General features: G+C 73.6%; 18 protein-coding genes. 15 read left to right on the forward strand and 3 right to left on the reverse strand.

The genetic code is table 11. The features are described from left to right. Nucleotides 1-24: 24 nt before the first annotated feature. The 5 genes from DDJ31_RS01050 to DDJ31_RS01070 all read left to right on the forward strand — a co-directional run bounded on the left by DDJ31_RS01050 (nucleotide 25) and on the right by DDJ31_RS01070 (nucleotide 7,227). Complete coding sequence (locus DDJ31_RS01050) at nucleotides 25-963, forward strand: carbohydrate ABC transporter permease (protein WP_127182202.1); 939 nt, start codon at nucleotides 25-27, stop codon at nucleotides 961-963. Between the two features lie 12 nt (nucleotides 964-975). Then, the gene (locus DDJ31_RS01055) at nucleotides 976-1,803 is read left to right on the forward strand and encodes a carbohydrate ABC transporter permease (RefSeq protein ID WP_127182201.1); all 828 of its coding nucleotides are present in this window, start codon (nucleotides 976-978) and stop codon (nucleotides 1,801-1,803) included. Next, the gene (locus tag DDJ31_RS01060) at nucleotides 1,800-2,843 is read left to right on the forward strand and encodes a LacI family DNA-binding transcriptional regulator (protein WP_127182200.1); all 1,044 of its coding nucleotides are present in this window, start codon (nucleotides 1,800-1,802) and stop codon (nucleotides 2,841-2,843) included. The genes DDJ31_RS01055 and DDJ31_RS01060 overlap by 4 nt, the downstream gene beginning before the upstream one ends. A gap of 104 nt (nucleotides 2,844-2,947) precedes the next feature. Then, complete coding sequence (locus tag DDJ31_RS01065; RefSeq protein ID WP_127182199.1) at nucleotides 2,948-4,882, forward strand: glycoside hydrolase 5 family protein; 1,935 nt, start codon at nucleotides 2,948-2,950, stop codon at nucleotides 4,880-4,882. Further along, nucleotides 4,879-7,227: a glycoside hydrolase family 3 N-terminal domain-containing protein gene (locus tag DDJ31_RS01070; protein ID WP_127182198.1), complete on the forward strand. Its 2,349-nt coding sequence runs from the start codon at nucleotides 4,879-4,881 to the stop codon at nucleotides 7,225-7,227. Before DDJ31_RS01065 ends, DDJ31_RS01070 begins: the two co-directional genes overlap by 4 nt. Nucleotides 7,228-7,251: 24 nt before the next feature. On the opposite strand, the gene DDJ31_RS01075 is transcribed toward DDJ31_RS01070, so the two are convergent. The 3 genes from DDJ31_RS01075 to DDJ31_RS01085 form a co-directional block, all read right to left on the reverse strand. Further along, a complete protein-coding gene (locus DDJ31_RS01075) occupies nucleotides 7,252-7,923 on the reverse strand; it encodes a beta-glucanase (RefSeq protein WP_240678328.1) in 672 nt (223 codons plus the stop codon). Between the two features lie 173 nt (nucleotides 7,924-8,096). After that, complete coding sequence (locus tag DDJ31_RS01080; RefSeq protein ID WP_127182196.1) at nucleotides 8,097-8,414, reverse strand: hypothetical protein; 318 nt, start codon at nucleotides 8,412-8,414, stop codon at nucleotides 8,097-8,099. A gap of 73 nt (nucleotides 8,415-8,487) precedes the next feature. After that, on the reverse strand, nucleotides 8,488-8,730 hold the full coding sequence (locus DDJ31_RS01085; RefSeq protein WP_127182195.1) for a hypothetical protein: 243 nt from the start codon (nucleotides 8,728-8,730) through the stop codon (nucleotides 8,488-8,490). Between the two features lie 153 nt (nucleotides 8,731-8,883). Between DDJ31_RS01085 and DDJ31_RS01090 the strand changes: the two genes are divergently transcribed. From DDJ31_RS01090 to DDJ31_RS01135, 10 genes are all read left to right on the forward strand, one after another. Further along, nucleotides 8,884-9,873 carry a bile acid:sodium symporter family protein gene (locus DDJ31_RS01090; protein ID WP_127182194.1) on the forward strand — a complete coding sequence of 330 codons (990 nt, stop codon included), beginning with the start codon at nucleotides 8,884-8,886 and terminating at the stop codon, nucleotides 9,871-9,873. A gap of 158 nt (nucleotides 9,874-10,031) precedes the next feature. Next, nucleotides 10,032-10,508, forward strand: a complete 477-nt coding sequence (locus DDJ31_RS01095; RefSeq protein WP_431029295.1) for a ferritin-like domain-containing protein — start codon at nucleotides 10,032-10,034, stop codon at nucleotides 10,506-10,508. A gap of 336 nt (nucleotides 10,509-10,844) precedes the next feature. Then, a complete protein-coding gene (locus DDJ31_RS01100; protein ID WP_127182192.1) occupies nucleotides 10,845-11,981 on the forward strand; it encodes a cytochrome P450 in 1,137 nt (378 codons plus the stop codon). A gap of 56 nt (nucleotides 11,982-12,037) precedes the next feature. Then, the gene (locus DDJ31_RS01105) at nucleotides 12,038-13,165 is read left to right on the forward strand and encodes an acyl-CoA dehydrogenase family protein (RefSeq protein WP_127182191.1); all 1,128 of its coding nucleotides are present in this window, start codon (nucleotides 12,038-12,040) and stop codon (nucleotides 13,163-13,165) included. Nucleotides 13,166-13,211: 46 nt separating this feature from the next. Next, nucleotides 13,212-14,408 carry a GNAT family N-acetyltransferase gene (locus tag DDJ31_RS01110; protein ID WP_127182190.1) on the forward strand — a complete coding sequence of 399 codons (1,197 nt, stop codon included), beginning with the start codon at nucleotides 13,212-13,214 and terminating at the stop codon, nucleotides 14,406-14,408. A 4-nt stretch (nucleotides 14,409-14,412) separates the two neighbouring features. Then, nucleotides 14,413-14,868, forward strand: a complete 456-nt coding sequence (locus DDJ31_RS01115; protein ID WP_127182189.1) for a type II toxin-antitoxin system RatA family toxin — start codon at nucleotides 14,413-14,415, stop codon at nucleotides 14,866-14,868. Further along, nucleotides 14,865-16,124 carry an aspartate aminotransferase family protein gene (locus DDJ31_RS01120; RefSeq protein ID WP_127182188.1) on the forward strand — a complete coding sequence of 420 codons (1,260 nt, stop codon included), beginning with the start codon at nucleotides 14,865-14,867 and terminating at the stop codon, nucleotides 16,122-16,124. Before DDJ31_RS01115 ends, DDJ31_RS01120 begins: the two co-directional genes overlap by 4 nt. A 46-nt stretch (nucleotides 16,125-16,170) precedes the next feature. Continuing rightward, nucleotides 16,171-16,425, forward strand: a complete 255-nt coding sequence (locus tag DDJ31_RS01125) for an acyl carrier protein (protein ID WP_127182187.1) — start codon at nucleotides 16,171-16,173, stop codon at nucleotides 16,423-16,425. Next, nucleotides 16,422-17,672 (forward strand): beta-ketoacyl-[acyl-carrier-protein] synthase family protein, encoded by a 1,251-nt coding sequence (locus DDJ31_RS01130; protein WP_127182186.1) that lies wholly within the window; start codon nucleotides 16,422-16,424, stop codon nucleotides 17,670-17,672. The genes DDJ31_RS01125 and DDJ31_RS01130 overlap by 4 nt, the downstream gene beginning before the upstream one ends. An 86-nt stretch (nucleotides 17,673-17,758) precedes the next feature. Continuing rightward, a complete protein-coding gene (locus tag DDJ31_RS01135) occupies nucleotides 17,759-18,778 on the forward strand; it encodes an SDR family oxidoreductase (RefSeq protein WP_127182185.1) in 1,020 nt (339 codons plus the stop codon). Nucleotides 18,779-18,805 lie beyond the last annotated feature (27 nt).

The raw sequence follows: 18,805 nt of genomic DNA on the forward strand, positions 1-18,805 counted from the left end.
CGACCCGACTCCGGGAGTCACCGCATGACGACGCTGACGACGACACCGGACGGCACCGCGGCCCGCCGGCCCGTCCCGCCCACCGCTCCCGCCGCGCGCCGCTCGCCCCGGCAGGGCGGCACCGTGCTGGCGGTGCCCGCGCTGGTCTGGTACCTGGTCTTCATGGTCGGGCCGATGATCGCCATCTTCGTGATCGCGGCGCTGCGCTGGCCCGGGATGCTCCAGCCGGTCTCGTTCGCCGGGTTCGGCAACGTCCGCACCGTCCTCGACGACCCGGTGTTCTGGGACGCCGTCGCCAACACCGCCGTCCAACTGGCCGTCGCCCTGCCGGTGATGGTCGTCTGCGCGTACATGCTGGGCTACTACGTGGCCCAACGGCCGCCGGGGCACCGGGTGATCCGCTATCTGCTGTTCATACCCGGGCTCATCTCGACGCCCGCGAAGGCGATGGTGTTCTACGCGGCCCTGTCGCCCGACGGACTGGTCAACGGGGCTCTGCAGGGCGTGGGGTTGGGGTCGCTGACCGATGCCTGGCTGGCGTCCCCCTCGACCGCGCTCGCGTGTCTGATCGCCCTGGACGTGTGGAGCGGCATCGGCTTCACCGCCGTCCTCTTCGCGGCCCGGCTGGGCAGCGTGCCGGGTGAGCTGGGCGAGGCGGCCCAGCTGGACGGGGCGGGGCACTGGCGGACCATGTGGACGGTGCACTTCCCGGTGATCAGGGACTACGTGGGTGTCGTGACGATGCTCCAGTTCCTGTGGACGCTGTTCGGGTCCGCGCAGCACGTGCTGCTGCTGACGCAGGGCGGTCCTGGGACGTCGTCGACGACGCTGTCGTTCCTCGTCTACCAGAAGGCGTTCATCGCCGCCGATCTCGGCTACAGCCAGACCGTCGGGGTGTTCCTCTTCCTGACCGGGCTCGTCGGTCTGCTCGCCATCCGCCGCGTCTTCCGCCAGACCTACTGATCGGATCCCACCATGAAGCTCGGCAAGCGGTGGCTCCCGGCGCACGTCCTGGTGTGGACGTACGCGGTGCTGCTCGTCGTCCCCCTCTACTATTTCCTCGCGTCGGCGTTCAAGAGCAACGACGAGATCTTCGACCGGCCGTTCGCGCCGCCCGCCTCGCTCGGGCTGGGCAACTTCCGAACCGCCTTCGACAGCGCCGACCTGGGGCTCGCGGTCGTCAACTCCGGTCTGGTGACGGTGTTCTCGCTGGCGCTGACGCTGCTGCTCGCGATACCCGCCGCGTTCGCGCTGGCCCGGTCGACGGGCCGGGTGGCGGGGGTGATCGAGAAGGTGTTCTCGCTGGGGTTCCTGATCCCCACCTTCGCCGCGCTGTTCCCCACGTTCCTGCTGGCGGCGGCCACCGGCCTGTTCCACACCCGGACGTTCATGGTGCTGTTCCTGCCGGCGACGGCGCTGCCGCTGTCGGTGGTGATCCTGGTGCAGTTCATGCGGACCGTGCCGGCCGAGATGGAGGAGGCCGCGCGGCTCGACGGGGCGTCGACGTTCGCCGTGCTGCGGCACATCTACGCGCCGATGTGCCTGCCGGGCATCGCGACCGTGCTGCTGCTGAACTTCCTGACGTTCTGGAACGAGTACCTGTACTCGCTGGTCATCATCGGCCCCGACCCGGCGCAGCGCACGGTGCAGGTGGCGCTGCCGACCCTGAAGTCGATCACCGGCACGGACTACGGCGTGCTGACGGCGGGCACGGTGCTGACCCTGGTGCCGGTGTGGGTGGTCTACACCGTGCTCCAGAAGCGGATGCAGCGGGCCCTGGTCAGCGGCGCGGTGAAGATGTGAGCGCGCCCACCGAGCGGGCGGGGCGCCGCCCCACCATCAAGGCGGTCGCCGCGGCGGCGGGGGTGTCGACGGCCGCCGTCTCGCAGGCCTTCAACCAGAAGGGCCGGCTGTCCGAGGCGACCCGCCGCCGCATCCTCGACGCGGCCTCCGACCTCGGCTGGTCCCCCAGCGCGCCCGCCGCCGCCCTGCGCAACGCCCGCACCCGCAGCCTGGCCCTCGTGGTGCGCCGCCCGACCGATGTGCTGGGCGCCGACCCGCACTTCAGCGAGCTGATCACCGGCATCGAGGGCGAACTCGCGCCGCGCGGCTACGGGTTGCTGCTGCACCTGGTGACGGGCCCGCGCGAGGAGAACGCGCTGTACGAGCGGCTCGCCGCCGAGGGCCGGGTGGACGGCGCGGTGCTGACCGACGCCCGCGACGACGACGCGCGTCCGGCGCTGCTGGCGCGGCTCGGGCTGCCCGCGGTGCTGCTCGGCTCCCCGGACGACACCGCCGTCGTCCCCCGGGTCGGCCTCGGTGACCAGGGCGCGGGGGTCGCGGAGGCCGTCGCGCATCTGCTGCGGCTCGGGCACCGGCGGGTCGCGTACGTGGCCGGGCCCGTGGAGTTGCAGCACACCCGGCTGCGCAGGGCCGCCTTCGAGGAGGCGCTGCGGGCGGACGGGCTGCGGCCGTTCGCGGTGCTGCACACCGACTTCAGCGAGCGGATGGCGGTCGGCGCCACCGAGGCGCTGCTCGACGCGGCGGACCGGCCGACCGCCGTGGTCTACGCCAACGACTCGATGGCCGTCTGCGGGATCGGCACCGCGCAGCGGGCCGGGCTCGGTGTCCCCCGGGACATGTCCGTGGTCGGCTACGACGATCTGCCGCTGGGCAGGTGGCTGCATCCGCGGCTGACCACCGTCGACCAACGGGTGCAGCAGGTCGGCGCGGCGGCGGCCCGGCTGCTGCTCTCGCTGTGCGGCGAGGAGGTCGAGGAGACCCCGCTGACCGGACGGCCGCGGCTGGTCGTGCGCGAGTCCACGGGTCCGGCGCCCGGCTGACCCTCGTACGGGTTCCCGTCGCACCGGGTACTCCCGGTGCTCCGGAGCCTCCACACCTCCACACCTCCACACCCCCCACCACCCCCGATCATCCGAGAAGGACCATGCGACGCCACAGCGCCCGACTGACCCATCAGCCCGACGTCCTGCCCTGGCTCGGCGCCAACTTCTGGTCCCGCACCGGCGGTCCGCTGATGTGGCGCGACTACGACCCGAAGACCGTGCGCGAGGAGTTGCGGGTGCTGGCCGAGCACGGGCTGAACACGACCCGCTCGTTCTTCTACTGGCCGGACTTCCATCCCGAGCCGCACCGGGTGGACGACGAACTCTGCGCGCGTTTCGAGGACTTCCTCGACGCGCACCGGGAGGCGGGCATGGGGACCGTGCCCACCTTCATCGTCGGCCACATGTCAGGGGAGAACTGGGACCCGGCCTGGCGCGGTGGCCGCGACCTCTACGAGGACGTGTGGATGGTGGGCAGGCAGGCCTGGTTCGTGTCCCGGATGGCCCGCCGGTTCAAGGACCATCCGGCGGTCACCGGCTGGCTGATCACCAACGAGATGCCCGGCTACGGGCGGATCTACCAGGTCGACCCGCCGTCCTCGGACGTGGTGACCGCGTGGGCGCAGGCCATGTGCAACGCGGTCAGGGCGACCGGCGCCACCCAGCCGGTGTCGCTCGGCGACGGCGCCTGGGGCATCGAGGTGACCGGCCGCGACAACGGCTTCTCGCTGCGGGACACCGCCGAGTACGTGGACTTCGTGGGACCGCACGTCTACCGCTCGGACACCGACAGGACCCGCCAGCACTACCGCGCGGCCTTCGAGTGCGAGCTGGCGTCGGTCACCGGACAGCCCGTCGTCCTCGAGGAGTTCGGGCTCTCCACGGACACGGTCTCGGCGGCCAACGCGGGCCTCTACTACCGGCAGACGCTGCACAACTCGCTGCTCGGCGGGGCGACCGGCTGGATGGCGTGGAACAACACCGACTACGACGACCTGTGGGACCGGCCGCCCTACGACCACCACCCGTTCGAGATGCACTTCGGCATCACCGACTCGACCGGGGCGCCCAAGGAGCCGCTGCGTGAACTGGCGGACTTCGCGAAGGTGTTGAAGGCGGTGGACTTCGCGCGCTGCGCGCGCGCTGACGCCGACGCCGCCCTGGTGGTGCCGGCCTTCCTCGAACGCGGCTACCCCTACAGCCGGCCCGCCGACCGGCCGCTCATCTTCACGTCCCTGCACCAGAGTTACGTCACCGCGCGGGCCGCCGACCTGCCCGTCGGGTTCCTGCGGGAGGCGGACCTGCTGCCGGGCGAGGCCGCCCTCTATCTGCTGCCCGCCACCCGGCAGTTGACCACCCGCACCCGCCGGGAGCTGGACCGCAGGGCCCAGGCGGGCTCGACGGTGTACCTGTCGTTCTGCTCCGGTGAGCACCCGGCGACCCGGGGCCCGTGGTTCGACGACCTCGACGGGCTGTTCGGCGTGGAGCTGCAACTGTCGTACGGGGTGGCCGAGCCGATCGAGGACGACGTGCTGGAGATGACGTTCACCGAGGACTTCGGCGGGCTGCGGGCGGGCGAGGTGCTGCGCTTCCCGGTCGCGGGGAACGAGGACAGCCGCGCCTACCTGCCGGTGATACCCCGGGCGGGCCGGGTGGTGGCGGTGGACGCGCACGGGCGCCCCGCGCTGGTCGTCAAGGAGACCGGCCGGGGCCGTACGGTGCTGGCCACCTACCCGCTGGAGCACATGGCGGCCAGGACCGCGCGCGCCAACCCGGACACCGCGCACCGGCTGTACGCGGCGCTCGCCGAGGTGGCCGGCGTACGGCGCCCGGTCACCGTGGCCGATCCGCGGGTCAGCGCCGATGTCCTCGTCCACGAGGACGGGCGGCGCTTCGTGTGGCTGGTCAGCCAGAGCCCGGAACCGCTCACCGTGCGCCCGGTCGCCGACGGCCACTTGCACGGCCTCGACGACGGCACGCCGACGCCGGACGTGACGCTCGACCCGTACGGGGTCGCCGTGCTGGAGCTGCGATGACCCTCCCCCGCTACCGCGACCCGGCCGCACCGGTGGCCGACCGGGTCCGTGACCTGCTGGGCCGGATGACGCTCACCGAGAAGGTCGGGCAGGTCAACCAGCGCATGTACGGCTGGCACGCCTACGAGCGCGCCGACGGGGGCCACCGGCTGACCGAGGCGTTTCGCGACGAGGTCGCCGCCTTCGGCGGGATGGGCGCGCTGTACGGGCTCCAGCGGGCGGACGCCTGGTCAGGGGTCGGCTTCGACGACGGCCTGGACGCGCGCGACGGCGCGTCGACTGCGGCGCTCGTGCAGCGCCATGTCGTGGAGCACACCCGGCTCGGCATCCCGGTGCTGCTGGTCGAGGAGATGCCGCACGGCCACCAGGCCCTGGACGGCACGGTGCTGCCGGTGAACCTGTCGGTGGGCGCGGCCTGGGACCCGCGGCTGTACGCGGAGGCGGCGGCTGCCGTGAGCGCTGAACTGCGGTCCCGGGGCGCGCACTTGGCGTTGGTGTCCGCGCTCGACCTGGTGCGGGACCCGCGGTGGGGCCGTGCCGAGGAGTGTTTCGGCGAAGACCCTTATCTTGCGGCCCGGTTGACGGAGGCGCTGGTGGAGGGCGCGGGCGCGGCCGGGGTCGGCGTGGTGCTCAAGCACTTCGCCGGTCAGGGCGCCACGGTCGGCGGGCGCAACAGCGCGGCGACCGAACTCGGGGCGCGCGAGCTGCACGAGATCCATCTCGTGGCGGCGCGGGCCGGTGTCGCGGCCGGGGCGAGCGGGGTGATGGCGGCCTACAACGAGTTCGACGGGGTGCCGTGTGTCGCGAACCGGTACCTGCTGACCGAGGTGCTGCGGGAGCGCTGGGGGTTCGAGGGCATCGTCATGGCCGACGGCGGCGCGGTCGACCGGCTGGTGCGGCTGGCCGGCGATCCGGTGGCGGCCGGGGCGCTGGCGCTGGACGCCGGATGCGATCTGAGCCTGTGGGACGCCTCCTTCCCGCGGCTGGCCGAAGCGGTGGAGAGGGGGCTGCTGTCCGAGACCGCGCTGGACACGGCCGTCGCCCGGGTCCTCACGACGAAGTTCCGCCTGGGCCTGTTCGACGAGGAGCCGGCGCGGGCCGGGGCCGTCGGCGACGGCGGTGACGCTGTCCGGGACGGAGCCCTGCCGGCTCCCGGCGCACCGGCCGCGAGGCACCAGGGCCGGGGCGGGCCGGACGCCGGTGACGTGGGTGAGCGGATCGCGCGGGCGTCGATCACCCTGCTCGCGCACGACGGCGCCGTTCTGCCGCTCTCCCCCTCGGTGGGCCGGATCGCGGTGCTCGGGCCGAACGCCGACTCCGTCGACCAGCAGATCGGCGACTACACCGCGCCGCAGCGGCCCGGCCGGGGCGTCACAGTTCTCCAGGGCGTCCGTGCCGCGGTCGCGCCCGGCACCGAGGTCACCCACGCCCGCGGCTGCGAGCTGGTCGGGGACGATCCCACCGGGGTGCCCGAGGCCGTCGCGGCGGCGGCGGGCGCCGACGTGGCGGTCCTGGTGCTCGGCGGTTCGAGCGCCAGGTCCCGCACCACCGTGTTCGACGACAACGGCGCCGCGGTGGCCGGTTCGGCGACGGCGTCCGGCATGACCTGCGGCGAGGGCGTCGACCTGGCGGACCTCGCGCTGCCCGCCGGTCAACTGGCGCTGCTGGACGCGGTGTCGGCGACCGGGACACCCGTCGTGGTGGTGCTGGTCCAGGGCAGGCCGCACGCCCTGCCCGAGCTGCGGGGGCGGGCGGGCGCGGTGCTGAGCGCCTGGTACCCGGGGCCGCGCGGCGGGCGCGCGGTGGCCGACGTCCTGTTCGGCGTCCATGAGCCCCGGGGCCGGCTGCCGGTGTCGGTGCCGCGTTCGGCGGCCCACCTGCCCGTCTTCTACAACGGCAAGGACCACGGCTACCGCGGCTATGTCGACGTGAGCGACCGGCCGCGCCACGCCTTCGGGCACGGGCTGTCGTACACGGACGTCGAGTACGGGCCGCCGAGGCTGTCGCGGAGCCGGGTCGGCGCGGACGCGCCCGCGCTGACGTGCCGGGTCACCGTCCGCAACACCGGGCGCAGGGCCGCCCACGAGACGGTCCAGCTGTATCTGCGGCGGCTGTCGGGCGGCACCTCCTGGCCGCGGGTGCGGGAGCTGCGCGGATTCGTGCGGCTGCTCGTGGCGCCGGGCGCGGAGGCGGAGGCGGTGTTCGAGGTGGGCCAGGACACGCTGGCCTCACTCGACCGGGAGCTGGCCTGGGTGGTGGAGCCGGGGACGGTGGCGCTGGAGACGGGCCCCGCCTCGGACCGTACGGCGGGGGCCCTGCTGGAGATCACCCCGGCCGCCCGCTGACCGGCGTGGCGCGGCGGGCTCCCGTCAGACGCCGGGCGGCCAGTGCGCGGTGCGGTGCACCACCAGGCTCTCCACCGTGTAGGACAGCTCGGTGGTCGCGGCGTCGGGGTGCGGGTGGTAACGGCCCGCGGACACCGAGAGGTTGACGATCAGGGACGCGTACCAGCCGACCCCGACCCCGCGGCCGTCGGCGAAGACCCGTTTCCCGTTCAGCGACCAGACGACGCTGCGCCTGCCGAACGTCACGCTCAGATCGACCGCGCCGCCGGGGCTGATGGCGTCGGCGCGCAGGTCGCGTCCCGACGGGCGGACGTGGTTGCTGAACTCCAGCAGGGCGGGGTTGTCGGGGTGGTACTCGAAGACGTCCACCTCGTTGCCGCCGTCCCGCCAGGTCCAGATCGCCGGCCAGGCGCCCACCCCGACGGGCAGCCGCACCCGGGCGTCGAGCCGGTCCCCGGTGCGGACCGTGAAGCCCTCGGCGCTGCCCTCGGTGGTCAGCAGGCCGGTGTCCCAGAGGCCGTCCGCCCGGCGCGTGGCGCGGAAGGTCCCGGAGCGGGAGTAGGCGGGGTCCGCGGTGAGGTGGTCGAGTTTGTCGTCGGCGGGGTTGGTGGGGCCGCCGCCCGGATAGGCCCAGGAGCGGCCCGCGACCCACTGGGTCTCGGACGTGAAATCTGCGGTGAAGACGACGTCGCTCACGCGCGGGCTCCTTCGATCGCCGGAATCGGCACACATGCCCGGCTTCTCCCCCGGGCCGCGCCCGCCATGCGACGCCGGTGGGACCCTCGGGCGTGTTTCATCCGAGAGGGTGAAGGAGACCCCGCCCTTGACGGCCCGGCCGTGTGACGCGCACGGGCCGTCGCGGCGCGCGGTCAGGTCTCGGAGTCGATGCCGGTGATCACCGCGGGCCCCAGCGGGGTGCTCCCGTCGTCCAGGCCGACGGCGGCCAGCGCGGACTCGGCGAGCCTGCGGGCCTCCCGCTCGGCCTCGGGTCCGGTGTCCGCGTCGATGGTGAGGCGGACGGTGAACGTGCCGTCGTCGTTGACGCTGAGGATGTCGAGATCCTCTTCGCTGCCGATGTGGGTGTGGTGCGGGTCCGCCGGGCGCAGCGCCCGGGTCAGCTCCGCCCGCGTCGCCGGCTCGGCTCCGCGGGTGAAGGTGCCCGGCACCGAGATGACGTACGTCGTCATGGCAATCCTCCCTGGGTCGCTCTACGCCTACCCCGGTCCGGCCACAAGATCCCGGACCGGCGCTGGGTGGGCGTCAGAGTCGTTCGGCGTGCGGACGGACCGGGACGTCGGCGCGGCGACGGCCGCCGGCCTCCCGGAGGCACCAGGTCGACCAGAGCAGCAGCACGAGGAAGACGGCCAGCAGGCCGAGGAGCAGCAGGGTCTGCCGGGCGGTGCCGTCGCCCCCGGCGATGGTCAGCAGCAGGCAGAAGGTCCAGGTGACCGCTCCGCCCGCGTACACGGTGCGCAGCTGCCGCAACTGACTCATCGAACCCATCGTCATCCTTCCGAGCCGTCCGTCACGCGATGTCCTCCCCGTACCCCCGTGTCGCGACTTCAGCGCCGCGGGTCCGGCCGGATCGCGCGCCCGGGACGATCACATCGCGAGACCCGGTTGCGTCACCCGCCCGACCCCGCGTTGTCTCGCACGGTGAGAACCGAAGAACCTGTACAGCGCGGCACCCCCGACGACACCGGAGACACCGGAGAGCCCGGCGGCACCGGTGGCCGCGCCGCGCGGCGCGCCGTCACCGTCTTCCCGCTCCTCGTCCTCGCGGCCGGCGCGGTGGGCCTGCTGTTCCCCGGCGGCTTCACCGGCTGGGGCGGGGCGGTGCCCTACCTGCTGGGCGTGGTGATGTTCTGCATGGGCGTGACGATGACGCCGCGGGACTTCCGCGGCGTGGCCCAGAGGCCCTGGGCCGTGGCGCTCGGCCTGGTCGCGCACTACGTGATCATGCCGGGTCTCGGCTGGGTCGTCGCCCATCTGCTCCAGCTCCCGCCGCAGCTCGCGGCGGGCGTGATCCTGGTCGGCTGCGCGCCCAGCGGCACGGCGTCCAACGTGGTGACCTATCTGGCGCGCGGCGACGTCGCGCTCTCCGTCTCGGTGGCCACCGTCTCCACGCTGGTGGCCCCGCTGGTCACCCCGCCGCTGACGCTGCTGCTGGCGGGCGAGTACCTGGCGGTCGACGCCGGTTCGATGGTCGCCGACATCCTCAAGACGGTGCTGCTGCCGGTGTTCGCGGGCCTGGCCGTGCGGCTGGTGGCGGGCCGGTACGTGCGGCACGCCCTGCCGGCACTGCCCTGGCTGTCGGCGCTGACCATCGGGGTGATCGTGACGGTGGTCGTGGCGGGCAGCGCCGACGCCCTCAGGTCGGCCGCCCTGCTGGTGTTCGTCGCCGTGGTGCTGCACAACGGCCTCGGTCTGGCGCTCGGCTACGGCGCGGGGCGGCTGGCCCGTCTCGGCGAACCCGGGAGCCGGGCGATGGCCTTCGAGGTCGGCATGCAGAACAGCGGGCTCGCGGCGTCGCTGGCCACGGCCCACTTCAGTCCGCTCGCGGCGCTGCCGGCCGCGGTCTTCTCGGTCTGGCACAACGTCTCGGGGGCGGTGGTGGCCGCCTGGCTGTCCCGGCGCGGCCGGTGACGGGGCCGTTCGGCCGGGGGCGCGGCGTGTCAGCGTCCTGAGCCCGCGGGGGTGACGCACAGTTCCGGCTGTACGTGCACGCACTTTCACGTGGAGTCCGAGTGGAGAACAAGTTCGAGATCGACGTCGCGAGAATCCGGGACGACGCCCGCGCGCACATGGACCGAGGTCCGGTGACGAAGACGTACGGGGCCGACCGCGAGCGTCTGATCGAGGTGCTGAACCAGGTCGTCGCCACCGAGATCGTCTGTTATCTGCGGTATTCGCAGCACGCGATCGCGGCCTCCGGGATCGACCGCGCGCAGGTGGCCGCCGAATTCACCGAGCACGCCCAGCAGGAAATGCAGCACGGCCTGTGGGCCGCGGAGCGGGTCAGCCAGCTCGGCGGCCGTCCCGACTTCGATCCGACGACGCTGAAGCAGCGTTCCCACACCGAATACGTCACCACCGACGAGACGGACCTGAAGCGCATGCTCCAGGAGAACCTGATCGCGGAGCGGATCGTCATCACGACGTACCAGGAAATGATCCGGTGGATCGGCGAGAGCGACCCGACCACGCGGCGGATGCTGGAGAGGATCCTGGAGGAAGAGGAGGAGCACGCCGACGATCTGAGCGATCTGCTCGGCATCTGACCCCGCCGCGCGGGGGCGCCTCACCGGCCGGTGGCGCCCCGCGGCCCGGTGCTCCGGCGGCGGATCACGTTCCGGCGCCGGAGCGCCCCACCCGTCACACGATTATCGCATCAATATGAGAGTTAATTCCTTTGGGTCAGGGAATGGTGTGTGCCGCAGGCATCCACTACGCTCACATGAGAACGATGACGAACTGCTCACCCCGCTTCCAGCGGTCTCGGTGCGGTCGGCGGGAATTCAAAGGTGGGCCTGGTGGATGCGGATTCCATTGTTTCATCGGTTTTCTCTGCCGAAGGCAGGGAGAATCCCTATCCGTTGCTTGCCGCACTCCGGGACATGGATCCGGCGCACCACAGCGAGGAATTCGGCACCCGCTTTCTGACGCGATTCGCCGACTGCCAGAGCGCCCTGTCCCACCCCGACCTCCTGGTCCCCGACCGCGAGTGGTGCGCCCGTGAACTGACGACATGGGCCGCACGCCCGGCTGCGGACTTCTTCTACTCCTCGATGCTCGCCGCCAACGGCCCCGACCACGACCGGCTGCGGCGGCCGGTGGCACGGGCGTTCACCGCCCGCCGGGTGGCCGCGCTGCGGACGGCGGTCGAGGCGGTCACCGACGACTTGGTGGACACGTTCGCCGAAGCCGCGTCCGACGGGGACCCGGCGAACTTCCAGGAACTGGTCGGGCATCCGCTGCCGGTCGCGGTGGTCGGCCGGCTCATCGGCGTACCGGACGCGGAGCGGCAGCACTTCGCCGCGCTGGGCCGGGGGGCCACCCGGCTGCTCGAACCGATCCGCTCCCCGGAGGACTGGACGCGCGCCGACCGCGCCGTCGTCGCCCTGCGGGAGTACTTCGCCGACCTGCTGCGCGCACGCCGCGCCCGGCCGGCCGACGACCTCGCCTCGGCCCTCCTCGACCAGCGCGCGAGCGACGGACACCCGCTCACCGGGCGCGAGTTGGTGGACCTCCTGCTGCTCGTCTTCGTGGCCGGGTTCGAGACCACCGCCGGACTCCTCGGCCTCGCGGTGTTCGCCCTGCTGACCCACCCGGACCAACTGGCCCTGGTCCGCGCCGACCCCGCGCTGCGGTCCGCCGCCGTCGAGGAGGCGCTGCGCTGGGACGGGCCGGTGATGATGACGGAGCGGATCGCCGCCCGCCCCCTGGAGGTGGCGGGCGCGGTCCTGCCCGCCGGGGCCAGCGTGACGACGGTGTTCGCCGCGGCCAACCGCGATCCCCTCGAACATCCGGACCCCGACGCCTTCCTGGTGCGGCGCCCCGGGACGAAGGTGCTCAGCTTCAGCGCGGGAGCCCACCACTGCCTCGGCGCGAGCCTCGCCCGGATGGAGGGCGCCGCGCTGATCGGCCGCCTCTTCGACAGGCTCCCCGCGCTCGCCCTGGCCGGAGAGCCGGTGCGGCGGGACTCCGTCGCGCTGCGCTCCTTCGACGACCTCCCGCTGGCCGCCGTCGGATAGGCGGCCGCCGCCCGTCGTCCGTCCTCCCCCTCAGCCGTTCTCCGAAGGGCTCTCCCGTGAAATTCCTGCACCTCGAACGTGCGACGCTCGACACTCTCCTGCCGGGACTCGACGAGACGCTCGCCCGCCGCCCCCTGATCGAGCTGGAGAGCGCGCCGAGCCCCGCGATCGACGCGTTCCGGGCGGCCGGCGGCCCCGGGCTGCTGGTGCCCGCGCAGAACGCGGGCGCGGGCGCGACGCCCTTGCAGGCCGTGCGGGTCCAGCGGGCCGTCGGCGCGCGCTGCCCCTCCCTCGCGGTGGCCACCACCATGCACCACTTCTCCGTGGCCGGCCTGGTCGAGGCCGCCAAGTACGGCACCGGCGTCGAGGGGCTGCTGCTCGAAGCCGTCGCCACCGACCGGCTGCTGCTCGCCTCCGGGTTCGCCGAGGGCCGCACGGGACAGAACATCCTGCGCCCGCACATCACCGCCGAACGGCGCGGCGACCACGTCGTCCTCAACGGCAGCAAGATGCCGTGCAGCCTCTCCCGCTCGATGGACCTGCTGACCGCGTCCGTCACCATGAAGGACGAGGACGGTGTCGACCGGCTCGCCGTCGCGCTCATCCCGGCCGACACCCCCGGCATCGAGGTACGGCCGTTCTGGCGCAACCCGATCCTGGCCGGGGCCGAGAGCGACGAAGTGGTCCTCACCGACGTCGAGGTCGACCCGCAGATGGTGGTGCTGACCGACGTCACCGCGGACGCCGTGCCCGACTCCCTGAACGTCGCCGGGTTCCTCTGGTTCGAACTGCTCCTCACGGCCGCCTACCTCGGCGTGGCCAGCGCCCTCGTGGAGCGCGTCCTCGAACGCCCCGGCGTCGCCGACGACCCGACCCCCTACCTGGTCGGGGTGGACGGCGCGATGCTCGCCGTCGAGGCGGTGGCGCGGGCGATGGACGACGAGGAGTGGGGCGACGCCCTCCTGGTGCGGGCGCTGACCGCCAGGTACGCGGCCCAGGACGCCATCGCCGACGCCACCCGGGTCTGCCTCGCGGCGCTCGGAGGCATGGCGTTCATCGGCTCCCCCGACGGCTCCTACCTGGCCGCGGCCGCCGTCGGACTGACCTTCCACCCGCCCTCCCGCACCCGGATGGCCCGCCCGCTGCGCGACTTCCTCGACGGCCGCCCCCTGCGCATCGGCTGACCCCGCCCCCGCCCCTACCCGACCCCCAGACGAGGAGGTGATCCCGATGGCCCCGGCCGCAGACCGCCGCACCGGATACCGCGTCGAGATCCTTCCCGGCGCCGACGCGCTGCCCCACGAGGAGTGGGAACGCCTCGCGCCCGCCGACGACCCGATGTGGGCGCGCGGAGTCTTCACCGCGCTCGAACACTCCTCCGTCGGACCCGACGGCTACGCCGTCCTGGTGCTGCGGCGCGGCGGCGAGACGGTGGCCGCGCTGCCCCTGTGCCTCTTCCGCGGCCTGCGCCTGGACGACGTGGTCGGCTCCCGGGAACGCCGGCTCCTCGCGCCCGTCGCCGCGTCGGCCCCGCGCCTGCTGCGGGTGCCGATGCTGTTCTGCGGCCATCTCCTCGGCCAGGGCCATGTCCTCACGAGGGAGGCGCTGGACGCGGAGGCGGCCGGGCTGCTGGTGCGCGGGGTCCTGGGCTTCGCCCGGCGCGAGAGGATCGGCACGGTCGTCCTCAAGGACTTCGCCGCCGCCGAACTCGCCCCGCTGCGCCCGGCGCTCGAACAGGCCGGCTTCTTCCTCGCCCCCGGCCTGCCCGACACCGAACTGGCCCTCGGGCACAACTCGTTCGACGAGTACGTGGCCGCGCTGCCCGCCAAGCCGCGCCGCAACGTCCGCAGCAAACTCCGCAAGTTCCGGGCCCGTCCCGAACTGCGGGTCGACGTCCTCGACGACTTCGCCCACCTGCTGCCCCAGGTCCTCGCGCTCTACCGGCAGGTCATGGCGCGCGCCGAGCAGAGACTCGACGTCCTCGACCACGACTTCCTGACGGCCCTGCACAGCTCCACCGACCCGGGGCGCCGGCTCGTCGCCTGCTTCGAGGGGGACCGGCTGGTCGCCTTCCTGCTCTGCCTGTTCCGCGGCTCGGGGGCCGTCGGCGCCCGCATCGGCCTCGACTACCGCCTCGCCCACGAGGCCCGGCTCTACCACATCGTCCACTACGAGGCGATCCGGCTCGCCATCGACGCCGGCTGCACCCACATCCGGTTCGCGCAGACCGCCTACGAGCCGAAACTCGAACTGGGCTGCCGTCTGGTCGAGCAGCGGCACGCGATGACCCACGTACGCCCCCTGCGCCGCGCCGTCCTGCGCCGGGTGCTGCCGCGCGCGCTGGGCGCCGCGGTCACCGACGCCCTGGAACCGCACCGCACCCCGGCCGCCCGCCCACGGACCGCCCCCTCTCCCGGAGAAAGGTGAACCCATGCCACGAGTCGACGTGGACCTGCGTATCGAGGTGCCGCCCGACGCCGCCTGGGCGGCGGTGGTCGACGTGGAGCGCTACCCGGAGTGCATGGAGAGCGTCGACTCGGTCGAGGTCACCGAGCGGACCGACGACCGGCACCGCACCACCGCCTGGTCGGTCCGGCTCAAGGGATCGCTGCTGCACTGGACCGAGGCCGAGGTCATCGACCACGAGGCACGGCGCTTCTCCTTCGAGCAGGTCAGCGGCGACCTCGGGCGGTTCGCCGGACACTGGGCGGTCCGGGCCGAACCGGACGGCACCAGCACCGTCTCCCTGCACGCCGACTTCGACATCGGCATCCCGCTGCTCGCGGAGATGCTCAACCCGGTGGCCGCCGACGCCCTCAGGGAGAACGCCGGCCAGATGCTCGCCGCCCTGGAGCAGCGCCTGCTGGAGCGGACGGCCACCCCGTGACCGCACCCGCCACCACCACCGTCGCCGCCCCCGAGGTCTTCGACCGGCTGCGCCGCCACCTCTCCCCCGCCCTCGCCCTGACCGGGAACTTCGCCGGGCGCGGAGCCGTCGAGGAGTCGGCGGACGGCTGCCGGGTGACGCTCTCCGACGGGCGCTCGGCGCTCGACTTCGGCTCCTACGCCGTCACCCTGCTCGGGCACCGGCACCCCGCGGTGACGGCCGCCGTGCGGGCACAGCTCGACACCATGCCGACCTCCACCCGCAGCCTCGCCAACCCGGTCATGGCCGCGGCGGCGGCCCGCCTCTCCGGCTACCTGGACGACCGACTGCCCAAGGTGTACTTCGGACTCGGCGGCGCCGACGTGGTGGAGGTCGCCGTCAAGCTGGCCCGCCTCGCGACCGGCCGCGGCCGGGTCCTCGCGGTGCGCGGCGGCTTCCACGGCAAGACCGTCGGCGCGCTCGCGCTGACCCACAGCCCGCTCTACCGCGCGGGGCTGCGCGGCTGCGTCGTGGACGTCGTCCACCTGGACCCGGAGGACCCCGACGCGGTGCGCCGCGAGGCCGCCGCCGGGGAGGTCGCCGCGCTGGTCTTCGAGCCCGTGCAGGGCGAGAACGGCGCCGTGCCGCTGCCCACCGAGGTGCTGCGGCGGTGGTGCGAGGACGCCCACCGGGCCGGCGCGTTCGCGATCGCGGACGAGATCCAGTGCGGGCTGCGCCGGTGCGGCGCGCGGTCGGTGGCCCTCGCCGACGGGCTGCCGGTCGACGCCGTGCTGCTCGGCAAACCGCTGGGCGGCGGGGTGGTGCCGCTGTCGGCGCTGCTGTGCACCGAGCGGATGTACGCCCCGCTGGCCGCCGACCCGTTCCTGCACTCGGCGACCTTCGGCGGTCATCCGCTGAGCTGCGCCGCGCTGCCCGCCGCGCTCACCGCCGTCGAGGAACTCGCCGACCACGGACGCGAGTTGGCGGCCCTGCTGGACGTCGAGCTGGCCGCTCTCGCGGAGCGTCACCCCGGGGTGGTCGGCGCGGTGCGCGGCCGGGGGCTGCTGCGTGGGATCGACTTCGGCTCGCCCGGGACGGCCGGGGCGGTCGTGGTCGGACTGGCCGGTGCGGGGCTGCTGGTCTCGCCCTGCCTCGGCCGGCCGACCACCGTCCGGCTGCTGCCGCCGCTCGTCGCCACCGCCGCGGAGATCGCGGAGGCGGTCGGGATCCTCGACGCGGCGATCGTGGACGCGGCCGCCGTGACCGGGGCCGGTTGACACCCGCCCCACCGAACCCCTGCGCACCGGAAGGAAGATGACCGACATGCCCACTCGCGAGGACCTGGCCCTGCTGGTCAGGACCACCATCTCGGACGTACTCGGCACGGATGTCGAGGACGTGGACGAGCGGACCAGCCTGCTGAACGACTACGGCATCGACAGTCTGGAACTGATGGAGATCGGCGCCCGTCTCGAGCGCGCCCTGAAGCTGCGGATCGCGGTGGAGGACCTGACCTCGGCGCAGGACGTCGGCCAGGCCATCGACCTGCTGCGGGCGCGGACGGCGGAACCCGTATGACCGGCAGGCACCGCTCGGGCGGGCATCGCGTCGCCGTCACCGGCATCGGCGTCAAGTCACCCGCGGGCAACGACCTGGAGGAGGCGTACACCACCGTCCTGAAGGCGGAGCGCACGGCCGCCTCGCTCGCCGGGTGGCTGGTCGAGCAGGACCATCCGGTGCACTTCGGCGCCTTGGTGCCGCCGTTCGACCTGGAGGCGTACCTCACCCGGCGCGAGACCCGGCAGATCGACCGGACGACACAGCTGCTGCTCTGCGCCGCGGCCGACGCCGTGACGGACGCGGCGCTCCCCGGCGACCTGCCGGCCGACCGGGTGGGCGCGCAGATCGGCACCGGCATCGGCGGCCTGCCGAGCATGGAGGCCGTCACCCTCAGCCACGGCGACCGGCCGCGGGAGATGCCGGTGCACACGGTGCCCAGGACGATGGCCAACTCACCGGCCTGCCGGCTGGCCATGCGCTACGGCTACCAGGGGCCCTGCACCACCTACTCGAGCGCCTGCGCGAGCGGCACCACCGCCGTCGGGGAGGCCGCGCGGAAGATCAGGTACGGCGACCTCGACGTGGCGGTGGCCGGCGGCGTCGACTCGGCCGTCACCACCGTCGTCATGGGGGCGTTCGCGCGGATGCGGGCGATGTCCACCCGCAACACCGAACCCGAGCTGGCCAGCCGCCCCTTCGATGTCGACCGGGACGGCTTCGTGATGGGCGAGGGCGCCGCCGTGCTCGTCCTCGAACGGATGGACTCGGCGCGGGCCAGGGGCACCCGGATCTACGGCGAGATCGCCGGGTACGCCGACACCTGCGACGCCTCCCACATCGTCGCCCCGCGCGAGGACGGCGAGACGGCCGCCCGGTGCATGCGGCTGGCGATCGAGGACGCCGGGCTCCGCACCGCCGACATCGGCCACATCAACGCCCACGGCACCTCGACGCTCCTCAACGACCGGTCCGAGGCCCGCGCGGTCGACCGCTGCTTCGGCGGGCAGCCGCCGCCGCTGACCGCCGTGAAGGGGGTCACCGGGCATCTGATCGGCGGTTCGGGGGCGTTGGAGGCAGCGCTCGCGCTGCTCTGCGCCGGCCGGGGACTCGTCCCGCCGATCGCCAACCTCCGGGCCAGCGCCGAGTCCGACCTGGTGGACCTGGTCGTCGGCGGGCCACGGACCGTCCCGACCGCGCCGGTGCTCTCCAACTCCTTCGGATTCGGCGGCCAGAACGCCTGCCTGGTGCTGGTCCCGACGGGGTGAGCGGACCGCCAGGACGCATCGGGGTCCGCGACCGGCGCCGACCCGACCGACGTGGAACACGTCACCCGACCCGACAGGGAGAGACCATGCGCATCCTCGTCACTGGAGCGACCGGGGTGGTCGGCACCGAAGTCGTCGACCAGCTGCACACCGCGGGGCACCCGGTCACCCGGGTCGCCCGGCGGCCCGCCGACGCCTCCCTGGTCGGCTGGCGGATCGGCGCCGGCCCCGCGCCCGCAGCCCTCCACGGGCACTGGGACGTGATCGTGCACGCGGCGGCCTCCACCCGGTGGACGCTCAGCAGGGCCGAGGCGACCGCCGCCAACGTCGACGCGCTGCGCGCCGTCCTCGCCCTCGCGGACCGCGACACCCACGTCGTCCATCTCTCCACCGCGTACGTCGGGGGCGTCCGCAACCCGGAGGATCTGCGGGGGGCCGAGTTCGAGGGGTACCGCAACGGCTACGAGTGGTCCAAGGCGGTGTGCGAGGACGTCGTCCGGGCGGAGCACGCGGGTCCGTTGACGCTGGTGCGGCCGCCGTTGATCGTGGGGCGCAGGGGCAGCGGGGAGATCGCCAGGTTCTCCGGCCCGTACACGATCATCCAGGCGCTGGTGTCGGGGCTCGCCGCGGTGGTCGTGGGCGACCCGGCCGGGTACGCCGAGATCAGCCCGGTGGACGAGGTCGCCGCCCTGGTCGTCGGCGCGGCGCTCGGGTCGCCGCCCGCGGCGCCGCGCACCGAGGTGCTGGCGGCCGGGCGGGGCGCGCTGACCCTCGACGCGCTGCTCGACGTCGTCTGCGACACCGTCAACGAGTGCCGGGCCGCGCACGGGGTTGACCCGGTGCGGCGGCCGCCGCTGGTGTCGGGCGACAGCTGGAACCGGTTCTTCCTGCCGCTCGCCGACCAGTACCTGTCGCCGTTCCAGAACCAGGCGGTGAAGCTGCTCGCCATGTTCCAGAGCTACACCAGCATGCGCGAGCCGTTCGAACCCACCCGCACGGTCGTCGACCCGGCCGGGGTGATGGCCGCGTCGGTGCGTCACTGGGCGGCCCGCAAGCCGCGGCTCGCGCTGGCCCGTCCCGAGCCGTGGACGATGCTCGCGGTCTGACCGCACACGGGCCGGTGGGGACGGGTC

This window comes from Streptomyces griseoviridis, from assembly GCF_005222485.1.
Classification (GTDB): Bacteria; Actinomycetota; Actinomycetes; order Streptomycetales; family Streptomycetaceae; genus Streptomyces; species Streptomyces hintoniae.